General features: G+C 63.3%; 15 protein-coding genes. 5 read left to right on the top strand and 10 right to left on the bottom strand.

Going from position 1 to position 21,411, the window contains the following annotated elements; translation table 11 throughout:
- Positions 1-245: 245 nt before the first annotated feature.
- The 3 genes from ACS8Y6_RS16715 to ACS8Y6_RS16705 are packed head-to-tail and all read left to right on the top strand — an operon-like array spanning position 246 to position 5,990.
- Positions 246-1,523, top strand: coding sequence for a metallophosphoesterase family protein (locus ACS8Y6_RS16715; protein ID WP_440851162.1), 1,278 nt, complete (start codon positions 246-248; stop codon positions 1,521-1,523).
- Positions 1,520-5,035 (top strand): AAA family ATPase, encoded by a 3,516-nt coding sequence (locus ACS8Y6_RS16710; RefSeq protein WP_440856088.1) that lies wholly within the window; start codon positions 1,520-1,522, stop codon positions 5,033-5,035. Before ACS8Y6_RS16715 ends, ACS8Y6_RS16710 begins: the two co-directional genes overlap by 4 nt.
- Entirely contained in the window at positions 5,025-5,990 is a 966-nt protein-coding gene (locus ACS8Y6_RS16705) for a S66 peptidase family protein (RefSeq protein ID WP_440851160.1), read from the top strand. The genes ACS8Y6_RS16710 and ACS8Y6_RS16705 overlap by 11 nt, the downstream gene beginning before the upstream one ends.
- A gap of 254 nt (positions 5,991-6,244) precedes the next feature.
- On the opposite strand, the gene ACS8Y6_RS16700 is transcribed toward ACS8Y6_RS16705, so the two are convergent.
- Positions 6,245-7,990 (bottom strand): glucan biosynthesis protein, encoded by a 1,746-nt coding sequence (locus ACS8Y6_RS16700; RefSeq protein WP_440856087.1) that lies wholly within the window; start codon positions 7,988-7,990, stop codon positions 6,245-6,247.
- Positions 7,991-8,067: 77 nt separating this feature from the next.
- On the opposite strand from ACS8Y6_RS16700, the gene ACS8Y6_RS16695 reads away from it, so the two are divergent.
- On the top strand, positions 8,068-8,400 hold the full coding sequence (locus ACS8Y6_RS16695; protein WP_440856086.1) for a hypothetical protein: 333 nt from the start codon (positions 8,068-8,070) through the stop codon (positions 8,398-8,400).
- Positions 8,401-8,434: 34 nt separating this feature from the next.
- Here the strand turns inward: ACS8Y6_RS16695 and ACS8Y6_RS16690 are convergent, their stop codons facing one another.
- The 4 genes from ACS8Y6_RS16690 to ACS8Y6_RS16675 all read right to left on the bottom strand — a co-directional run bounded on the left by ACS8Y6_RS16690 (position 8,435) and on the right by ACS8Y6_RS16675 (position 13,530).
- On the bottom strand, positions 8,435-8,713 hold the full coding sequence (locus tag ACS8Y6_RS16690) for a RidA family protein (protein ID WP_440856085.1): 279 nt from the start codon (positions 8,711-8,713) through the stop codon (positions 8,435-8,437).
- A gap of 269 nt (positions 8,714-8,982) precedes the next feature.
- A complete protein-coding gene (locus ACS8Y6_RS16685) occupies positions 8,983-10,185 on the bottom strand; it encodes a hypothetical protein (protein ID WP_440851598.1) in 1,203 nt (400 codons plus the stop codon).
- Between the two features lie 283 nt (positions 10,186-10,468).
- Positions 10,469-12,172, bottom strand: a complete 1,704-nt coding sequence (locus tag ACS8Y6_RS16680) for a methyl-accepting chemotaxis protein (RefSeq protein ID WP_440856084.1) — start codon at positions 12,170-12,172, stop codon at positions 10,469-10,471.
- A 719-nt stretch (positions 12,173-12,891) separates the two neighbouring features.
- On the bottom strand, positions 12,892-13,530 hold the full coding sequence (locus tag ACS8Y6_RS16675; RefSeq protein ID WP_440856083.1) for a class I SAM-dependent DNA methyltransferase: 639 nt from the start codon (positions 13,528-13,530) through the stop codon (positions 12,892-12,894).
- Positions 13,531-13,872: 342 nt separating this feature from the next.
- On the opposite strand from ACS8Y6_RS16675, the gene ACS8Y6_RS16670 reads away from it, so the two are divergent.
- Positions 13,873-15,603 carry a winged helix-turn-helix domain-containing protein gene (locus ACS8Y6_RS16670; protein ID WP_440851595.1) on the top strand — a complete coding sequence of 577 codons (1,731 nt, stop codon included), beginning with the start codon at positions 13,873-13,875 and terminating at the stop codon, positions 15,601-15,603.
- A gap of 54 nt (positions 15,604-15,657) precedes the next feature.
- On the opposite strand, the gene ACS8Y6_RS16665 is transcribed toward ACS8Y6_RS16670, so the two are convergent.
- The 5 genes from ACS8Y6_RS16665 to ltrA all read right to left on the bottom strand — a co-directional run.
- Complete coding sequence (locus ACS8Y6_RS16665) at positions 15,658-16,971, bottom strand: alginate export family protein (RefSeq protein ID WP_440856082.1); 1,314 nt, start codon at positions 16,969-16,971, stop codon at positions 15,658-15,660.
- An 880-nt stretch (positions 16,972-17,851) separates the two neighbouring features.
- Positions 17,852-18,145 carry a HigA family addiction module antitoxin gene (locus ACS8Y6_RS16660; RefSeq protein WP_440856081.1) on the bottom strand — a complete coding sequence of 98 codons (294 nt, stop codon included), beginning with the start codon at positions 18,143-18,145 and terminating at the stop codon, positions 17,852-17,854.
- Complete coding sequence (locus ACS8Y6_RS16655) at positions 18,145-18,423, bottom strand: type II toxin-antitoxin system RelE/ParE family toxin (protein ID WP_440856080.1); 279 nt, start codon at positions 18,421-18,423, stop codon at positions 18,145-18,147. Before ACS8Y6_RS16655 ends, ACS8Y6_RS16660 begins: the two co-directional genes overlap by 1 nt.
- Before the next feature lie 822 nt (positions 18,424-19,245).
- Complete coding sequence (locus tag ACS8Y6_RS16650; protein WP_440856079.1) at positions 19,246-20,163, bottom strand: restriction endonuclease; 918 nt, start codon at positions 20,161-20,163, stop codon at positions 19,246-19,248.
- A 151-nt stretch (positions 20,164-20,314) separates the two neighbouring features.
- Positions 20,315-21,411, bottom strand: a 1,097-nt coding sequence (gene ltrA, locus ACS8Y6_RS16645; RefSeq protein ID WP_440856078.1) for a group II intron reverse transcriptase/maturase, incomplete at its 5' end; no start/stop codon positions are given.

The following is a 21,411-nucleotide window of genomic DNA, read 5'->3' as shown; positions in this document are numbered from 1 at the left end:
TGTCTCCGGTCTATACAAGCAAGCAGAAGAAGGGACTCGCGCATCAGTGCGAAACCGGAGTCCGAAGCGCCTCGCGATTCGAACCGATCAACCCCGCGCGAACAGCGGCTGGCTCAAAATTGCTACACCCCGGCCTACTCTCACCAGGCACCATGCATCCTCGATACCGCCCCAAACCGATTGGGTGCATCGCCCGCAGCCGCTAAGATGCAGCGATCGCCAACGCCCTGCCCCGAACTGTTGCCTTGAGTTCCTTTCGCTTCATCCACACCGCCGATATTCATCTCGACAGCCCCATGCGCGGCCTGTCGGACGACGTGCCCGGCGTGGCGGCGCAACTGCGGCTGGCCACCCGCGAAGCGCTCACCGCGCTGGTCGACGCGGCCATCGAGCGGGCGGTAGATTTCGTCGTCATCGCCGGCGATGTCTACGACGGCGACTGGCGCGATTACCAGACCGGCGTGTTCTTCGTGCGCCAGATGCATCGCCTGAACAAAGCGGCGATCCCGGTTTATCTGATCCACGGCAACCACGACGCCCAGAACCAGATGACGCGCAGTCTCTCGCTGCCGAACAACGTGCATGTTTTCTCGCACGAGCACGCCGAAACCCGTGCCATCGACGAACGGGGCATCGCGCTGCACGGCATGAGCTATGCCCGCCAGAAGACCACCGACAATCTGGTGCCCGGCTACCCGGCACCCACGCCCGGCGCCTTCAACATCGGGCTGCTACACACCGGACTCGGCGGCCTGGGCGGGCACGAGAACTATGCCCCATGTGGACTCGACGAGTTGACCGCCAAGGGCTACGACTACTGGGCGCTCGGCCATGTGCACGGCGCCGAAGTGCTGGCCAAGCATCCGCACGTGGTGTTTTCCGGCAACCTCCAGGGCCGCTCGATCCGCGAGACCGGCGCCAAGAGCGCGTTCGAGGTGATCGTGGAGGACGGTCGGGTGGCGGCGCTGCACCCGATCTACTGCGATGTCGCGCGCTGGCAGCACGCCGAGGTCGATGTCTCGAACGCCGACGATTTCAACCACGTGACGGCCGCCATGCGCGCTGCCATCGAAACTGGCGTCGAGGCGGCCGACGGCCGGCTGCTGGCTATCCGCCTGCGCCTGACCGGAACCACCGTCCTGCACGATCGCCTGGTCGCCGCCGCCGAACAACTGCTTGCCGAAGCCCGGGCGGCCGCAGCCGGGCTGGGCGGCACACCGGTGTATGTAGAAAAGATCCGACTGGCTACGGCGCCAGAGCTCGATGCCGCCAGCCGTCGCGCACGCCAGGACGCACTCGGCGAGCTGCAGCGACTGCTGGACGACGCCCGTAACGACGCCGATATTCGCGAGATGATCGAAAAAGACGTGCGCAAGCTGGCCGAACGCCTGCCGCACGAAATCCGGACCGACGCCGATGACGCCCTGTTGCGCGCCGCAATCGACGGCGATACGGCCGCGCTCATCGACGGCGCGGGCAATTATCTGTTGTCGCGGCTGGCCGCCGACGAGGGCGCCTCGTGAGATTCGCTGCGCTGAACCTGCTCGCCTACGGCCACTTCACCGAGCGACGGCTCGTCTTTACGCCGGGCGCAATCGATCTGCATATCGTGTTCGGCGCCAACGAGGCCGGCAAATCGACCGCACGCAGCGCGGTCGGCGATTTTCTGTTCGGTTTCCCCCCGCAGACGCCACTGAATTTCCTGCACGCCTACAACGCGCTGCGCATCGGCGCGCGCCTCGAGGCGGCCGGCGCCGAAATCGAGGCGGTGCGCAAGAAAGGCCGCAAGAACACCCTGCTCGACGCCGCCGGCGAAGCCGCGGCCCGGCTGGAGGCCGATCTGGAACGCGGGCTTGCCGGCGCCGACCGGGCGTTTTTCACCCGCATGTTCAGCCTCGACCACGCCGGCCTGCGCGAAGGCGGCAAAAACCTCGCGGCAGCCGACGCCAATGCCGACACCGCCCTGCTTTCGGCCGGCTCCGGCCTGGCCGACGTGCTCGCCGAACGCGAGGCCCTGGGCGCCGAAGCCGACGCGCTGTGGTCGCCGAATGCCTCGCAGAACCGACGCTACTATCAGGCCGAAGCCCGGCTGAAGACCGCCGAGGCCGATATCCGCGAGCACGAGGTCACGGTCGGCGACTGGCGCAGCAAACGCGAAGCCTTCGAGACCGCCGAAGCCCGCTACCAGGCATTGGCCGAACAGCGCCGCGGGCTGCGCCATCAATGGCAACAACTCGAACGCATCCGGCGCGTGGCCGCCCCGGCCCGTCGTTATCGCGAAATCGAGGCCGAGCTGGCCGGTCTCGGCGAAACACCTGCCCTGCACGCCGAAGCACGCGCGACCTTCGAGCGGGCCAAACACACGATCGAATCGGCCGATGCCGCGATCGCATCCATCGAAGACCAGATCGAGCACATCGATGCCGAAATCGCCCCCCTCAGCGACGACCCGGCGCTGCGCGAAGCCGGCGAGGCGATCGAACGTCTGGCCGAACAGCGCGGCCGGATCGCCGCCGATCGCGAGCGCCGCGCCGAGATCGAGCGCGAACAGGCACATTTAACCGACGCCCTGGCGCACGCACAGCGAGAACTCGGCTGGCCCGATGAAACGAGAGAATGGCCGACCGCCGCCGCCCTCGCCCGGGCCCGGCGTCTGGCAGCCGCCGAGGCGACGCACCGCCAGAGCCTCGACCACGCCACCGACAATCTCAACACCGCCCGCGAAGCCGAGGCCCGGCTGGCCGCCGACGCCGACGCGCTGGGCGGCGCGGCCGACACCACCGCGCTCGAAGCATGGCTGGCCGCCTGCACCCGCGAAGGCGATCTCGAATCCGAACAGCGCAACAGCCAGGTCGACGTGGATCGGCTGGCGCGCGAGTTGGCCCGCCGGCTGGCCGCCATGCAGCCGGCCGTGGCGGATATCGAGACCCTTGCCGCGCTGGACGTGCCCGCCCGCGACCGCATTGACGAGTTCGAAGCCGCCATCGACGGCGCCCGCGAAGCCCGCCAACAACACCAGGCGCGCGTCGACGAACTCAGCGACGAAGTCGAACGCGCGCGCGATGCCCTGGCCCGTCGCCGCGCCGACCAACCCCTGCCGAGCGCCGAAAGCCTCGCCGCGACGCGCGAAAAACGCGATGCCTGTTGGCAGCTCGTGCGGCGTCGGTATGTGGAACAGCGCGAGCGCGATCTGTTCGACCAAGCCGACGCACCCAGGCTGGACGCCGCCGCCGAAAAGAACCCGGTCGAGGCCTTCGAGCGCACGACACGCCAGGCCGACGCGCTGGCCGATGCCCGCTTCGATCATGCCGCAGCGATTACGCAGGACGCAGAGCGCCAGCGCCATGTGGCCGAGCGCGAACAGGCCCTGGAACAAGCCATCGCCCGGCGCGACGCGGCCCGCACGCGGCTCGACGGCCTGCTGACCGAATGGACCGCGCTGTGGGCAGCCGCCGATCTCGAACCGGCCAGCCCGGCGGCGATGCGCGACTGGCTCGCCCATCGCGACGCCGCGCTGACCGCCCGCGCGAATCACATCGACGCCGAGGCCGCCCGCGACGAGCTGGCCAACCGTATCGCCGCACATCGCGACCAGGTACAGCCGTATCTGGTGACCCTCGGCGTGGACGAAAGCCACATCGCCGACGCCTCGCTCGCGATGCTGATCGAACACGCCCGGCGGCTGATCGAGCGCGCGCATCGCCAGCGCGACGAACGCCAGCGGCTCGGTCGCGAACGCCGCGAACAGGCACGCCGTATGGAAGCGCTCGAGGCGATCCGCGAGCAGGCCGCGACCGAGCTGGCCGACTGGCAGCGCGCGTGGCGGGCCGCGCTCGACGAACTGGGGCTCGACACATCGCTCGATGCCCAGGCCGGCCAGGCGGTGCTCGACGTCATCGAAACCGGCCGTGAACAGGCCCGGCAGGCGCGAGAGCTGGCGGCCGAACAGCAGGACCTCAACGAACGCCGGTCGCGTTTCGAGGCCGAACTCGCCCGTATTCTCGACGCCACCGGCCGCAGCGCCGTCGACGACGAACCGGGCGAGGCGACCGTGCAGCGGCTGACCGCCGCCCTGCGCGACATCCGCTCGCAACACGCACGCCTGCAGACGCGCGAAGCCGATCTGGCCGCCCATCGCGAGCGCATCGCCCAGCACGAACAGACCCGCGCCGACGCCGAACGCCGGCTCCACGGCTTGTGCCGGCAGGCCGGCGTGGCCGATCCCGATGCGCTCGAGGCCATCATCGCGCGCGCCGAACGGCGCCAGGCGCTGGCCGCCGAACACGCCGCCATCGCCGAAACACTGGCCGAGCAAGGCGACGGCCAGTCGATCGACGATCTCATCGCCGCGGTCGAGGCGAGCGATCTCGACACCCTGCGCGAACAGATCGACGCCCTGTCCGAGCAGATCGAGCATCTGGACGCCGACCTCGGCCCGGCGCGCGACGCCCGCAACGAAGCCAAGTCCGCGTTCGATGCCATCGGCGGCGATGATCGCGCGGTGACCGCCGCCGCCGAACGCCAGACCGCACTGGCCGACATGCAGGACGCCGCCGAGCGCTACCTGCGCGTGGGCACCGCCGCGCTGCTGCTCAAATGGGCCGGCCAGCGCTACGCCATGGACAAGCAGCGCCCGCTGATCGAGCGCGGCTCCGCACTCATGAACCACCTCACCGGTGGCTCCTTCGAACGGCTCGCCGGCGAATTCGACGACCGCGACGAGCTGCAGATCGTCGGCGTACGCCCCGACGGCGCGCGCGTCGCCCCACCCGGGATGAGCGAGGGCACCCGCGACCAAATCTATCTGGCGCTGCGCATTGCCGCGATCGAGGATTATCTCGAACGCGCCACGCCGCTGCCCGTGGTCGCCGACGACCTGTTCATCAACTTCGACGACGACCGTGCCATGGCCGGGCTCGACGTGCTGGCCGGCCTGGCCGAAAAAACCCAGGTATTGTTCTTCACCCACCACCAGCATCTGCGCGACATGGCCGGCGAACGACTCGGCACGCGGGTAACAACCCATGACCTGTGAACCGACACCGCTGGCCGCCCCGCTCGCCCGCCTGGCCGATGTGCTCCGCCCGCTCGCCGGCCAGCGCATCGCCCTGATCGCCCCCGCCGGCGGCGTGGCCGACGCACGGATCGACACCGCGCTGGCGGTGCTGGCAGCCGCCGGTATCGACGCCTGCCTCGGCGCCCACGTCCGCGATCACCACCGCTATCTGGCCGGCACCGCCACAGCGCGCCTGGCCGACCTTCACCGGGCTTTCGAGCTGCCGAACGTCGCCGCCGTCTGGTGCCTGCGCGGCGGCTACGGCAGCGCGCATCTGGTCGAACACGTCGACTGGACACGCATTCCGGGCAACGTTCCGCTGATCGGCTTTTCCGATATCACCGTCCTGCTCGAAGCCTTTCGCCAGCACGGGCGTCTGGCGATCCACGGCCCGGTCGCCACGCAGCTCGCCAGGCCGGGTGAAACCGCCGAAGAACAGGGCCAGCGTGCGGCCTCCATGGCCTCGCTGGTCGATTGGCTGCAGGACCGCGCCAGCGCGTGGCGCCTGACCCACATGGCCGGCCCTACCGGGCCCGTGTCCGGCCAACTGGTCGGCGGCAACCTGACCACGCTCGCCAGCATGGCGGGCACGGCCGCCGCCCCGCGGCTCGATACCGATGCGATTCTGTTGCTGGAAGACGTGGGCGAGGCCGAATTCCGGCTGGAGCGTAGTTTCGGGCAACTGATCGGCTCGATACAGCGCGACCGCCTACAAGCCGTCTGCCTGGGCGGTTTCGACCACTGCACCCTGGCCGACGGGCTACGATCGCTCGCGGCTGTTTTTGCTGAATGGATCGAAGACGTCCCGATCTACGCCGGATTGCCGGTGAGCCACGGCTACGAGAACTGGGTGTGGCGGTATGGTAGCCACGGCTCGATTGACGCCGGCCAGATCGAATTCAAGACGGCCCCGGACGCTATCGAAAGCCGCTGATCAGGCGCTGCCACCGCCGGCAAGTCGTTGTTGTTCGTTGCGTCATGTCGCCGAATCGCCCGGCCCGCGCCGCGGCAAGCGTGATGAAGCGCTATCCCGGGTGACTTTACGGTAGCGCATAGGCTGTCGATAGCCGTGGTTACGTAGGTCGGATCAGGTGCGCGCACCGTAATCCGACAGCCGTGCCCCAGAAGTCGCGAATTGAACGTCGGATTACACGCTGCCGCGGTTTCCGGGTCACGGGAAACCCGTCGTCATGGCGTTTTCAGCTCATAACTCCAGGTTTCGGTGATGCCGCCGCCTTGCGGCTTGGCCAGATAAGCCCTCAGGCCGAGCGGCTTCGACAAATTCTTGGCCGAAACCTCGAAGGTGAGCCGCCAGCCGCGCGTATGCGGATTGCGGCGTAGCTGGATGTTGTAGAGCGTGACGTCGCGCCTGGCATTGACCTTGGGTTTCACCTCGCTGGCCTTGGTGAGGTCGGTCAGCTTACCGCCGGCGAAGTCCACCATGACCTTGACCCTGCTTTTCTTCTTGCCCGGTTGCGGGGCGACACGGCCAACGCGGGTGGCAATCGCCCGGCCGAGACTGTCCGGCTCGGCACGTTGTTCGCTCCATTTGATGGTGTAACCGAAATGCAGGCGCTGGTTGGCCTTAACCGGCTTCCTGGGAACCCAGTACAAGACGATGTTGTCGTTGACAATGCTGTTCGACGGAATTTCCACCAGTTGCAAATGGCCCTTGCCCCAATCGCCGTCGGGGGTAACCCACGCGTTCGGCCGCTTTTGGTACTGATATTTGAGCGACTGATAATCACTGAAGCGGCGGTCGCGCTGCATGAGCCCGAAACCCTTCACGTGGTCGGCATCGAAATCGTTCAGGCGCAATTTCTGCGGGTCGACCAGCGGTCGCCACAGCCACTCGCCCGTTGCCGCGTGAATCAACAAGCCGTCGGAGTTATGCGCTTCCGGCAATATGTTGTTCATGCGCGCAAGGCTGGTCTTGCCGCGCGTGAACATGCTCGTCAGCGGTGCCACACCAAGCTTCTTGATCTTTTTGCGGGTAAAAAACGTGGCCTCGACGTGCGTATAGGTCGCCTGCCCCGGGGTGACCGTGAACTTGTACGCGCCGGTCACGCTCGGCGAATCAAGCAGCGCGTAGATCGTCAGCTGACGGCTGGTCTTGCCCGGCTTCACCAGCCAGAAGTGGGTGAATTTCGGGAACTCCTCGCCCGAGCTGCTGGCGGTATCGATGGACAGCCCGCGGGCCGACAGCCCCCAATGCTCGTTCGCGCCAATCACCCGAAAATACGATGCGCCGAGGAAGGACAACACCTCGTCGAGTTTGCCCGGGTGACCCATCTCATGCAGGACCTTGAAACCGGCGTAGCCGAGATCCTTCGGAATCTTTTTCTTGAGTTTCTTGTCGGGAAAGGTAAAGCGTTGCTTATCGAAAGGCACCGACCGGGTCTTGCGGCCGTTGACCACCGATATCTGTACCGCATGATCGAAATACGACCCGGGCATGTCGAACATCACCCGATACGGCAAGCCCGCCTGCCGCCAGAGGGCATTCTTGCGCTTGTACTTGATCTGCTGATATTTGGACAGCGAAAGCTTTTTCAGAAAGCCGGGAATTTTCGCCGGCGGCTGATACGATTTCTTCGCCCTGGCCCGGGCCATGGCGACCACGTCTGCGTAACCGAACCGCCTGGCTTGTGGTTGTTGCGCCCCGGACGCCGACTTGTTGCCTTTTTTGGCCGCCGCGTGTGCCGCCGGCTTGCTCTTGCCGCCGCCCGCCGTCGCAGACTTCTGGGAGGGTTTCTCGGAAGACTTTTGCGAAGACTGCTGGCCGCCCTGGGAGGCGTGAGCCTGTTTTTGCCGTGTCTGGCCGCCCGGGTTGTTCTGGCCGGCATTGTCGGCGGCGAAAGCCCCCGGGCCGACGGTCGCCCCGATGGTTAAACCAAAAACCAGGACCACCCGCCGCAGCCAAATATATCGCATGATTCCAAACTGATCGTCAGACACTGTCTCCGAGTCTAGCGCCCGCACCGTAAGGACCCGCTTAACGACGGGCCCTTGTGCACCGGGATGATGCCCGCCATTTCCAAGGCCGTGTATTCATCCAGAGCGCACGGCGATGCCGCGCGCCTCTGTGTACCGCTACCGCGACACACTTTTCCTTCGGCTACCGATTCACCCCGTCGGGGCTGCTCGACAACGAACCGGCCCGTTCGCGCCGCCCCCGGACAGAAATCGACTTTTCGTTATCGCTTGATGGCGATGATGGCCTCGATCTCGACGACCACGCCCAGCGGCAGCGATCCCATGCCGACGGCGGAGCGGGCGTGAAAACCGGCCTCGCCCAGGACCTCGGTGAACAGGTCGGAACAGCCGTTGCCCCCTTGGCGTGATGGCGGAAGTCGGGCTCGGCGTTGACCATGCCGGTTACCTTGACAATCTCGATGCGCGACAGATCGTCGACCACCGACTTGGCGACCGCCAGCAGTTTTGCAACCCGACGTTGCGCACCGCCGCATATCCGTCGTCGACCGGGGTGTCCTGGCTCATCCGGCCCGCGACCAGGGAGCCGTCGCCATTACGCGGGACCTGGCCCGACAGGTACAGCATGTTGCCCACCCGCTTGACCGGGCGGTGTTGCGCCAACGGGTCGGGCGCCGGTGGCAGGACGAGTCCCAGTGCGTCCAGTTTCTGTTCCGGCGTCATGTTCACTCCTTGCTATCGAGGTTCACGGAGCACGCGGGTGTCTCCGGACACACGGATGCTGGCGCCCCTGCGCGGGCGGGATGCCGACTTCCAGACCGGGCAGCGGCGGCTCGAGTGCCCCCGATCGGCTCGAATTGACGCTTGCGCCGGATGCTATCGCAAGCCGCTGATCGGGCGCCGCGGCCATTCAGGAGCCGGCGCTGCCGCCCGCTGGCAACCCGCTGTTGTTCGTTGCGTCATGTCGCCGAATCGCCCCGCCCGCGGCGCCGCTAGCGTGATGAAGCGCTATCCCGGGTCACTTTACGGTGGCGCATGCGCTGTCGATAGCCGTAGGTGGCGTTGCGCACCGTGGCATCGCCCTCCAGGCTCAGGCCCAGCGCCCCCGTGATCGTCGCCACCGACGTGATCAGCCAGGCCAGCACCACGTAACTGTAGAGCCCGGCGGGATGCTGGAGCACCTGCTGCAAGTAATGGCCCGGAATGAAGATCAGGGCGGTCGTGAAAAACAGGCAGAAAAGAGCGACGTAGTAACAGGCGACGCCAATCAACAGCGTCGTCAGCGTGGTCGCGTTGTAGAGCCAGACCAGCGTGAATCGCGCGTTTGCACTGCGCGGCTCCCACAGCCCGTGCGCAATGGTGATCCACGCGATCATGGCGATGAACGACAGGGCCATCAACGCCAACAGACGCGCCCTGTCGTAGGCATCGCTCAAATGCCATAACGTCGGGAACACGAGGCCATAGGTACCCGTGGCAAAGGCGATGGCGACCACCCGTCTGAATGACGGCAGAATCGTCCAGGGCCGATTGGCGTACACCATGCCGAGCAACAGCTGGATATAGCCCCGCCAACGGCTCGCGGTCACGAATCGGACATCCACCGCGGAATCGTCGGGTGTCAGACGGCGAAGCGAAACGAACGGTCGCAGATAGCGACTGCCCACCAACTCGCGGGCATTCGCGCTGATCTCGCTGCCGTGCCCATACCGGTCCGCCTGCTGCGCGATATGAACCTGCTGGCGATTGCGTGCGGCATCCGAGCTGCCGTGATGCATTTCGTTGACGAGTTGCAGGATTGCGTCCTGCAATCGGCGCTTGAGTTGCAAGAACCCCAATGCCGGCTGCGAAAGCACACCCGTGCCATGCTGGCCGTCCGCTTCGGCGATCGTCAGCCTGCCATGACGCAACATCGGCAGATCGGTCACGCACACGACGTACTGCCAACCTCGCGCCTGCTTGATACGGCCGGCCTTGGCCAGAATCTGCCTAGTCTCGTCTTCGGCACCGATCAACGGGTCGGTGACGGTCTCGACATGCCAGGTCAGCCGGTCGTCGATGCACTGGTGGAGCCGTTCCGGCAAGCCCGCCACAATACGTGCGACCACGGCCTCGGGCAGATCGGGGGCCGGAATCAGCCCCAGCGTGGCCTCGCCGGTGAACGCCGGCGCATTGTCGTGTTCAGCCGAATTCATCGAGTTGCGTGATTTTTCGTATGTTGCAAACCGTTGCGCAGACGCACTTTATGGGCGCCGACGAGGATTGCAATGGGCCGCCCGGTCCGGGCCGGAACGACCGCAGACGCGCAGCACCCAGCCATACCGGTTCACCGGCGCCGGCTGAACCGCCGATGGCGGCATACTGGGGCCCTGTGCCGCACATACGGAACAGGGCCTGATGCGGGGCCGTTTTTCTCGATGTGCCGGGGCCCCACGCACAAGGCGACGTGGCCCCCGGGTTTCGTTGCGCGAACCGGCCCTAGAACGTCGCCCACTGGTCGTCATCGCCAGAGGCAGGCGCCGCGACGGGCGCGGGCTTTGCAGCCTGTGCAGGCTTGCCGCCGCCTATCGCCTTCGCCGGCCCATTCTGGGACTGGCCCGCGTCCGGCTGCGGCGCCAGCGTGCGCATCTTTTGCGCGGCCCGGGCCGCCACCCGGAAGGAGGCAACCTGCGCCTTCAGATCCTCGGCCTGCTCTTCCAGCGAGCGCCCGGCAGCGGCCGATTGCTCGACCAGGGCCGCATTCTTCTGCGTGGTGTTATCCATCTCGCTGACGGCGATGTTGACCTGCTCGATGCCCGCGGACTGCTCCTTGCCCGCGGCCGCCATTTCCGACACCAGATCGCTGACCTTGGTCACCGACTTGACGATCTCCTCGAGTGTGCTGCCGGACAGCGCCACCTGGCTCGAACCGTCGGCCACCTTGGCCGAACTGTCCACCACCAGCGCCTTGATTTCCTTCGCAGCGTTCGCGCTCCGGCTGGCCAGGTTGCGAACCTCGGTGGCCACCACCGCGAAACCACGCCCCTGCTCCCCGGCGCGTGCCGCCTCCACCGATGCGTTCAGTGCCAGCAGATTGGTCTGGAACGCGATGTCGTCAATCAGGCCCACGATGTCGCCGATCTTGCGGCTGGCGGCGGTGATTTCCTCCATGGCCGCGACCGCGCGACCGACCACTTCGCCGCCCTCGTTCGCCTGCGAGCGCACCTGCCGCGCCAGCTGGTCCGCCTGGGTGGCGTTGTCGGCGTTCTGCTTGACGGTCGCGGTCATCTGCTCCATCGACGACGCCGTCTCCTCGAGGCTCGCCGCCTGTTGCTGGGTTCGGGTGCTCAGCTCGTCGTTGCCGGCGGCAATCTGCCGGGCGCCCACGCTGACCGAATCCGAACCGTCGCGCACCTTCGTCACGATGGCGGCCAGCCGTTCCTGCATTTCCGCGAGCCCCGTCAGCAGCTGGCCGAACTCGTCGCGGAACGGGTTGACGATTTCATTATCCAACCGCCCCTGGCCGATGGCATCCACCAGGCCTCGTGTCTGCTCCAACGGCCGGGTAATCATGCGAGTCATGAGCAGGGTCGTCAGAATCGTGACCACCACCACGAACCCCAGCAGGGCCCACATGATCACGTCGGCCTGCGAAGCAGACGCGATGCTGGCCGTATGCGCCCCATCGGCCTGCGTCACCTGCAGGCTACCCAGGTCACGTAACTCCGAGCGCAGTTGCCGAAACGGTTTGTCGACGTTGGAGGAATAATCGGTCATCGCCTGCTGGAAGTTGCCGGCCGAGGCAAGGCTGATGAAATGATTCATCAGCGGGAGAACTGCATGATAGTCGGCGATGGCTTGTTTCGCCTTCGCATGTTCGCTCGGACTACCGACCATCGCCGGATAGTACTCTCCGAGATTCTTTGCGATTTTCTTTTTGGCGCTATTTAGGAACGTCTCCAGATTCGCGGCAGATTTCGCATCTTTCTTGTTCATCACCCTCAATGCGCGCGCGTCGACCCGGCCCAACTGCAGGTTGACGTCGCCAAGATAATGCATCGCTTTCAGATTGCTGTTGAAAATCTGATTAGCGTTCTGCTGGCTGTTGTGCAGTGAATGCAAAGAGACCGCGCCCAGCGCGCAGACCAGCAACAGGATCAGCCCGAAGCCTGCGCCAAGTTTTGTTTTTACGCTTTTAAGCATTTAAATATGAGCTCCCATTCTTGGGTTGTATTCTGATAGAAATAATCCGCGGGTCCGGTCGGCCTCATGCTCTGTAAATCGCAAAAAGCCACTGGGGCCGTCTTTTTTTCGCCGTGGAAAGCCGGATAACCTGATAGTCACAGCAATATCGGCAGATACAGGAAAACTTTAGGCAGGCGGCGCATAAAAGTCGGCCGCTGGCGGGCAAGCTATGAGCCATATCGCCCAGTACGCCAATGCACGTGTCAAAGACCACTTTTACCGATTATGATGCCGATGATGCATTGCGGAACGCCCCTGGATGCCCTGAATGCATGGAATGCTGGCGCCCCGGAATACCGTTCGAATCAAGCGCACGCCCGAGTGCGAAACGCAGCATGAGGCCCCCGCCGGCCGTTCACGCGCCGCCCGCCCGACGGGCGCCGGTCGCGGACACAGCGACCCGAGCGAACGCACTCGCTTCGGAGTGGCCCACGCAGTCGCGGCTATGGCACGTCGCCTGCCGCGATTTCATGCAACGCGCCGCAGGTGACCGTGTTGCGGCAAGACGAGGCGCGCGGGCCCCCGGCCACGATAAGCGCGCCGCGCCTGAAGGAGTGCGACAAAGGCCGGCGGCCCATCGGGATTACCGCACCGGGCCGATTGTCGGGCGCCGCCTGGTGTGCAACGACGACAGACCCGGGCCTCGCCCGACATGACGTTGCGACAACCGGGCCCGTTCAATCGGCCGTACGATACAGGTCGTAGTGAATATCCTGCGCCCGGCCGAACGCCTCATAGTGCGGCAGATACGGCTGTGGCTCGGAGTGATACAGCAGCGACCACAACCCCTGGGCCGTGACGGTATCCAGCGCGGCCTGGAATGCGTCGCCGTACAGGTCCTTGCGCTGCGTGAACAGGATCAGGCCGCCCGGCTGCACCACACGGCAGAGTTCGCGCATGAACGGCGAAACATCGCGGACGTAAGTCAAGGTACCAATGCACTGGGCGGCGGCGAACTGCCGGTCGGCGAGCGGTAACGGCTGATTGATGTCGCACTGGACAAGCCGGCGATAACAGCACTTGGCTTCGGCTTGCGCCAACGAAGCCGCCGACAGGTCGAGCCCGACGAGGTGTTCGAACCCTTCGCCGGCGAGCGCCTGCCCGGTGAGGCCAGTACCGCAGCCCGCGTCCAGTATCGGCGCGGCACGAACCACCGGGTACTCGCCCAGGATGCGAGCCGCGACCTGGGGCGCCCGATATCCCATCGCGGCGAGATCCGCGTCGTAGGCCTGCGCCCAGTCGTCGTAGTACGACTGCAGCGCCTCGGGCGACGCATTCTGGATGGCCGCAAGCGCAGCGCGGTCCTGTTTTGCCATGGGTGGATCTCGATTCAAGTGATCGTCGGCAGGGCCCGGGCACCGCGCACGTTGGCCACTGCCCGTGCCGATAACGGCCGTGCCGCGCGCATTTTAGCGCACACAGGTTGCACACCCGAGACCCATACCGGAACGGCCCGGCAGCCGCGGCGCCGGGTGATCGTGTGGGCGCGGCAGCTTCGCCGGCGCGGGATGCCGCGGCCCGCGGGCGCTTTGCGAAACACAGGGCTTATCGGTTAGCTTGATTATCCAAGGGCCCCGGCAAGAACAGGCGAACCCATCGTCGGCACGGGCCCGCGCCGAGTACGGGGCTCGGGCCTGGAGTGCGTGGGGGACTGAACGATGCTGGACCCGGCTCAATATGGGGATTGGCGTTTTTCGCCGGATTTCGCTACCGCGGTCCATGTGGCGACAGGCGATGCCCTCAAGTTCACCGGCGCCGAACGTGCGTTGCTCGGCGTGTTCGTGCACCACGCCAATACGGTTTTGCGGCGCGAGCGCCTGTTCGATGCCATCGTCGGAGACGATCCCGAGATTTCCGATCGCAAGGTCGATTACATCATCAATAGCCTGCGGCGCAAGTTGCGCGATTCGGCCACCGAGCCGCGCTATATCGCAACCCAATACGGCGAGGGCTATCTGTGGGTTGCACAGCGCGTGCAGACGCGGCGCCCGTCCGCTGGCGCACTTATCGTCGTCGGCCCGGTTCGCGGTTTGCACTTCAGTGGGCACCTGGCCGAGGCCGGTTGGGCGTTTCTCCGTACGCTCATGCGACAACTCGATCGCGATACGGCCCAGCGGCACAAGGTCACGCTCGATCTGGACTGCCCCGCGCCTGAATGCTTCGAGGGCGAGCCCCCGCGATTCGCCGTACAGGTCAGTTTCGTCAAAAGCGCCGATCGATGCCTGGATTGCGCGGTGACGCTCAAACCTTTCGCCGCCCGGGTCATCCTGAGTGTCACGCGGCTACGCATCAGCGCGCCCGACCCGAAATCCCTGCCCTGTGGCCAGATCGCGGCAAACCTGGCCCGGCAGATCATTGGCGATATCCGGCGCAGCCTGACATACAACGAAAACGCCGCGACCGCGCCGGATGCGCAACCGCTGGCCATCGGCCTGCAACAAGCCGCGCTGCTGTTCGCCCAGAGCCGCCCGCAATGGGATAAGACCGCAGAACAGCTGGAAGCGCGCCTGCGCGAAAACCCGAATGACCACCAGGCCGCGGCCGCGCTGGCACTCGCCCAGCGCCGGCGGTCGATGGCCGCCAACCGGGCGGCCGAGCGCGAATATCGCGCGGCCCTGCGGGACAAGCCGCACGATCCCGTCAGCCAGTTGCTGCTCGCCACCACGCTGCATTCCAAGTATATATTCGCCGGCCGCGACATATTCGCAGGCCCCGAGCGGCACAGGCGGCATGCGGACGAAGCCGAAATCGAAGAACGGGTGCTGGCCGCGCTGCCCAAGCTTCAGGACAACCCCGTGTTCGTCCTGAACGCGGCCAAGCTGTTGTATTTCGTCAACAAGGCCCACCGGCCGCTGGCCCTGGAACTGGCGCAGGACGCGCTGCAGCAAACCACTGCGTTCGCGACGGGGTTTACCACCGTGGGCCAGATGTACGCCTGGGAAGCGCGCACCGACGAGGCACTGGCGCTCTACGACCAGGCGCTGGAACTCGCGCCTCGGGCCACGGACTTCCGCCTCTATGTGCAGATACTCCAATGCCAGGCCCTGACCGCCATCGGCGACCACGACGCGTCGGCGCTTGTCGCAACCGACATGTACCAGAACGTGCCCAGCAGTCGGGCCCATCTCGGCCTGTTTTTCGCCGCCACCGATGCCGTCGATCTGAACGCGACCCTGGAATGCATGCTCCAGGTGCTCGATATGGACGAAATCCGTGGACGGCTTCTGTACTTTCACTATCTGTCCGTACGGCATTTCATCCGACAAAATCACCGCCAGAATCTGATGCGCTGGCCGCTGGCCGTGCTTATGGCGCGGGTCGGTGAAGATTGCATACCCGACGAGATCCGCACCGACATGCCGCCCGGTTTGCGATCGCAAACCGGGTAACCCAGAGGCCGTCTTCAACCCGGCGCATGCACTACAAGCCCGGCTCGCGCCGGTTCAAAACCGCCAGACGGCGATGAGTTGGAAAAAATGATTGGTCTGGCGCGCGCCAATCAGCGCCGCCGCACCGGCGCCGGGATCGAAGATGACGAAGGACGGCGATATCAACACATTGGGCTTCGGCAACCAATCGACAAAGAAATCCCATTCCCGGGCGAAGTCGTCACTGACGCCCGCAGGCGTCTGACGGATGCGGTAGTGGAAAAACATCACCCCCGCGCGCCGCAGGCCGGGCGGATGCACGTACAACCCGACGTGCTGTATGTCGGCGTTGCGATTGAAGGGCCCGGTGTACACCCCGGCCACATCCCCCTGAACCCAGGTGCCGTATTGTCGGTAAAAGCCGTAGAACAGCGGATCGTAGCCTTCGAGCGTCCGCGTATCCGGGTTGTCACCGGAAAACGAACTGAAGCGATAGACCAGCTTTGGCGTCCACGGCCAGCCGGAAAAACGATAGGCCGCCTGTGCGTACCACGCCCAGGCCTTCACGCGGCGTGGCCGGCCCCGGACGGTCGGATGACCGCGCTGGAGCGTCCCCGCGAACGAGAACAATGCATGGTCCAGGCCCAGGCGGCTGCGGCCACGCACGCTGAACGTGTTCAGACCGGCCCGCGCAGCCCAAAGACCGTGAAATGTCGTCGAGTCGACGTCCGTGACCCGGAGATAAGTCGCCCCCAGGGCGTCGCCGGCCCCATCCGCGTAGGCCAGATCGGCCCCGGCCAGGTGCGTTTTGCCGGTCATGGCCTTGTCCGAACCGAGATAGAACGCCTTGGCGGTGAAGCCAGCGCCCAGGCGGAAGCGCGCAACCGCCGTCTCATCGAACGTTCGCCCGGTGCCAACGGCCAGCGCGCCGCTGTCGACCAGCCAGCCCCGGTCCAAGGTCAGGCCTTGCTTGCCGACCGACACATCGATCGCGTCCTTCACGCCGAAGAGCGTTCCGGAACGCCAGCCGACATAGGCCTGGTCGAGGCGCGCACTGCGATCGCCACCGTGTGAAACACCGGCGGCATCGCCATCGCCGTTGACGACCGTACCCAAGCCGGTGACCGCGCCATAGACCGTCGAACCGCCGGCCACAGGCAGCTTGCCGGACAGCCCCACTATGGCGGCGCTGAGACTCCACGCCAGAGAACCGCGGCGCTGGCCGGAGTAATCATGCTGACTGGAAAACAGCCCCACACCCGCATCGAGTATGAAATCGAGCTTCCGCCCGCGCTTGCTCTGGTAAAGCGTGTACCCGGTCGCGACCCCGGGCATGCAGGCCAATACGGCCACTGACCAGATCAGCCCACGGGCGACTGCAAGTCGCACTGCCGGCGCCAAGCGTATTTCAGTGCACTCACGGCCGGTAACCAACCGGCGTCCGCGCCGGATGAACGGTCCTGGACGATGCATGCGCTATCGCTCCCCCGGAGTGCGCGTGACCCCCTTCACGGTCTCACCCAAGGGCACGGCGCGATCCCGCATGAAATCCCCGCGCGCGCCCCTCTTATTATCGTCTGGCGATTATGGCCGCCTGATATCCAGTTCTGCCCCACCGCTCCCCAGCCACGACAACGCATGGGAAGCGCCCCATCAGTCAACCGCCGTCCAAGGCGAACGCCAATATTTTTCCAACATTTGCGCCCTACGTTGGATTCGGGTTCAGCAACAGCACGGGTACCCCATGAGACTCATCAAATCACGTCGCACGCAACCGGGGCATCGCCCCCTATTCCGGAGCGGAACCGGCGACCTGAAATGCCCACACTGCCGGCGCGTTCTCTACATCAACTTCTACGAAACCTATCACGCCGCGCCGTGGGCCGCGACACGCGGACAAAGACAATGTAAATGCGGCTCCCGGATGGCGTTTTAACGCCACGGCCCTGGTCCATTACACGCAGAAGGCCATGAATCCGCCAACCGAGACTCATCGTGCCATTTGCGTCGTCAACGCAAATGGCGGGTGCACATCACCCTTGGCGACAAGAAGAACGCCGTCGAATGAACGAATTCATGGCACCAACACACCATCCCATCGCCGTAGAGCTGGATGATCGACTGCGGCGATTGGGCCCGGTGTTGCCATTGCGGGCACGGAGCAAGACCTGCTCCCGGCGGCGGACTCAACTTCCAAGATCGTGCCCATGCCGGGCGTACGGGAACCCGAAGCGCGGCAGCGCTTCGGGCGCTCAACTACAGTGTATCGTTATACAGCGTCAAACTCGATTTTCTCAACTGCGTCGAGATTTACAGTGCGCTTGGCTTGCCACAGCTCGTAATTATCCTGCATCGCCAACCAGCTTTCGGCAGAACGCCCCAAGGTTTTGGATAGGCGAAGTGCCATTTCAGAACTAACGCCACTACTGCCCTTGAGCAGACGATTAAGCGTCGATGGCGACACTCCGAGTTTTTTCGAAAGCGTTCGGCCCGTAATATCGAAAGGCTCCATATATACCTCTCGGATGAACTCGCCAGGATGCGGGGGATTGTGCATAGCCATTAGTGATCATCCTCGTAGTCCAGAACGAAGGCATTACCCTCCTGAAATTCGAACGTGACACGCCAATTGCCATTAACCCTAATAGACCATCGTCCTTCGTTCGAGCCCTTCAAGGCGTGCAACTTGAAGCCAGGGATGTCCATATCTTCGATCACAATCGCTGTGTCCAACGCAGCCAATTGCATTCGCAACCGCTTGGCGTGCTCGGGCTGGATTCCGGCCTTTGATCCCGATTCAAAGTACCTCTTGAGTCCTTTGTGGCGAAACGACTTGATCACGCCTCGATAATACCGCGTTGCGCATCACGCAACAAGGCATAACGCCGAAGCTCAGTTGCCGCCGAAGCGCGGCAGCGCTTTGGGCGGTCAACTGCAGCGTTTTGTTAGCCCCTACAATGTGATTGCAAAACCACGGAATAACCGGAAGTATCGATTATGGGTTGATATAGTACGAACGCTTTATATTCGGTGTCATAACTATAATAACAAAGGCTTTGAAACAATGGTTTTCGATTTCTTGCGCTAAAAATCTCGACATTAAGAAAGTATTTTGGAGGTGAGCTATACGCTAATGGCGACGTATTTACAGCTCCTGGCGAGGCTTTAAGCTTAATCTCGTGCTGGAACGAATTGTTCTTCGTGCTTTTCTTTCCTAGCGCTATGTTCTGGGATTCGTATCCGCAAGGAATTAATTTCGGTTGTGCGTCTGATCCTGTCACGCAACCCATATTGCTTTCGACCTTGGCGAAATAATTGATACTCCTTTTTGAACTGTTAATAACTTTAAAATTAAAAGAATTATCCCCATTTTTAATTTTATTTATCGGAAACTTGCCGGTAGATACGGTCACGCTCGCGTCATAGTCGGCATGAAATTCGCTATTGTTCTCAATGAACTGCCAGCCGCTCATGAAGAGAGATACAGCCGCTATCAAAAGAGAGCCAGCTGCAACCATAAGAGACCATATCGCGACCTTAAACGATGAGCTGGAATTATTATTTTCTTTCATAGGGGCTAACGCCTGGGCTCAGCGGCCGATTTGGAGGCGCAACCCGCCGGAAAAGCGGTCCGCTGCAGCCCCTTGTTATAGGTGGTTTCGGTCATTCTTCGATGAAGAAATCCGTATCCACTTTTCGGACTTCATACACCGCCGCCGAACTAACTCCGACACCATGATCAATCATCAATTGGACTAAATCGCTTCCGTCAATAAGAACGACCTTTGGATCTATTTGGCCGACATAATCGGAAGCTTCTTTGGAGAACCGACTGGTCGTAATGAAAACACCTTTCTTCGCTCTTTGCCCATGTAAGGCACCTACAAATTTTTGTATCTCTGGACGACCAACGACCGCCTCCCACCGTTTAGCTTGGAGATAAATAGCATCGAGGCCTAACCGATCTTCTTTAATGACACCGTCGATTCCTTCATCACCGGTTTTTCGAGTCGCTTTGCCTGCCTCTTTAACCGAACCACCGTAACCCATTGCAACGATTAAATTGACAACCAGCTTTTCGAAAAACTCCGGGCTATTGCCTTTTATTAAATGAAGAAGCTCATTCGCGACCTCATCTCGGAGCTGCTGATACGCTTGCTCCAATGTTTCCTCGGGAGTTGTAGATGGGGAATCTGCTTCATCTGTGTGGGTGACTTTTTCAGTCCGATTTTTGTTGCTTGCTTGCCTGAATTCCTGAAATTCTTTGAACCTCTCCAGATCTTTGATTCCGATGCGCGGTGGTTTTTCAGATAGAAGCTTGCGCCCGCGCTCAGAAATAAAGAACTTTCCCCGCTTCGGAGACTCCAGAACACCCGCCTGAGTTAGGTAAACTTTTGCCCATGCGACTCGGTTAGCAAATGTTGTTTGCCGGCCACTTGGCAACCTTTCTTCCAACTCGGAATCAGAAAGCCCCAGCTTTGTCGCTAACGCGTCTCTTGTTTCCTTCATCGAGTGCTCGGCCCCATCAGCCGCAAACTCAAGCATTGGCAGCATTAGCGATTGGAAGTCTGGTACAGCCAAGAAGCTCTCCTTTGTCTTTTCCTATAACGCCCAAGCTCAGTTGACGCCGGAGCGCGAAGCGCGGAATCGGGATAGGGGGCAGCCAACGGGCTGCGCCCCTCCCACACCACCGAGCAAGCGGTTCCGCACACGGCGGTTCGAGAATTTGAAACTAGCACAACCGGGGTGCGCCCTGGCGGTCGAACCACGCAATCGTGAGCAGACTATTCAGTGCTATGGCACTGCCCCGCCACCAGTGCCCAGCGCTGCGGCCGGCCTGTTGGGCCGTCGCAGGTCGGGCGCCGAGTGCACGGGCCGCTCGATAGATCGTGGCGCCGCTACCCCAGTGCTTGAGCTGGATCGCACGGAGTCGGTGGCGCAGCCATTGGTCCAGTTGTTTCCAGACCCGGGGCGTTTGCGCCAGCCGAAAATAGGCTTTCCAGCCGCGCACGTAGGGACGGAGCTTGGCGATGATGTCGAGCAGGCTGCGGCCGGTATGACGAGGCGTCAGTTGTTTGACACGTCGTTTGTAGGCCTTGATTGCCTTGGCCGCGACCGCCACTTTGACCTCGCCATTCGGGGCTCGCCATAACGCATAACCCAGAAACGAGGCGTCGAAGGCGCTCCGGATCGTGGTCTTGGCTTCGTTGATGCGTAACTTGAGTCGACCGTAAATCTGACGCAGGCGGGCCAGCACGCGTCTTCCAGCCTGCCGACTGCGAACATAGATGTTGCTGTCGTCGGCATAACGTTCGAAGCGATGGCCACTGCGTTCCAGCGCTTGGTCGACTTCGTCGAGCATCACGTTGGCAAGCAACGGCGACAGCGGACCGCCTTGCGGCGTCCCGGCATGTTGCCGTATCACCAGGCCGTCCACCATGATGCCGGCGTCGAGATACGCACGAACCAAACGCAAAATACGCGGGTCCGTGATATATCGACTTAGCTTGGCGATCACGATGTCGTGGCTGACGTGGTCAAAGAAGCTTTCCAGATCCAGGTCCACAACGATCTCGTGGCCCGCTTGCACATGACGCTGCGCATTACGCACGGCGTCGTGGGCACTGCGGCCCGGCCGAAAGCCGTGACTGTGTTCTGAAAAGCAGGGGTCGATTAACGGTTGCATGACCTGCAACAGGGCTTGCTGGATCAGCCGATCCGTCACCGTGGGAATGCCGAGCTTACGCTGGCCGCCATTGGCTTTCGGTAAGCGCTCCACCAACCCCATCCTTCCGGCGGCATAACCGATAAGCCAATCTCTCCGCTGTC

The organism is Salinisphaera sp. RV14 (genome assembly GCF_052044135.1).
Lineage (GTDB): Bacteria > Pseudomonadota > Gammaproteobacteria > Nevskiales > Salinisphaeraceae > Salinisphaera.
This window is presented reverse-complemented; position numbering and strand designations above follow the sequence as displayed.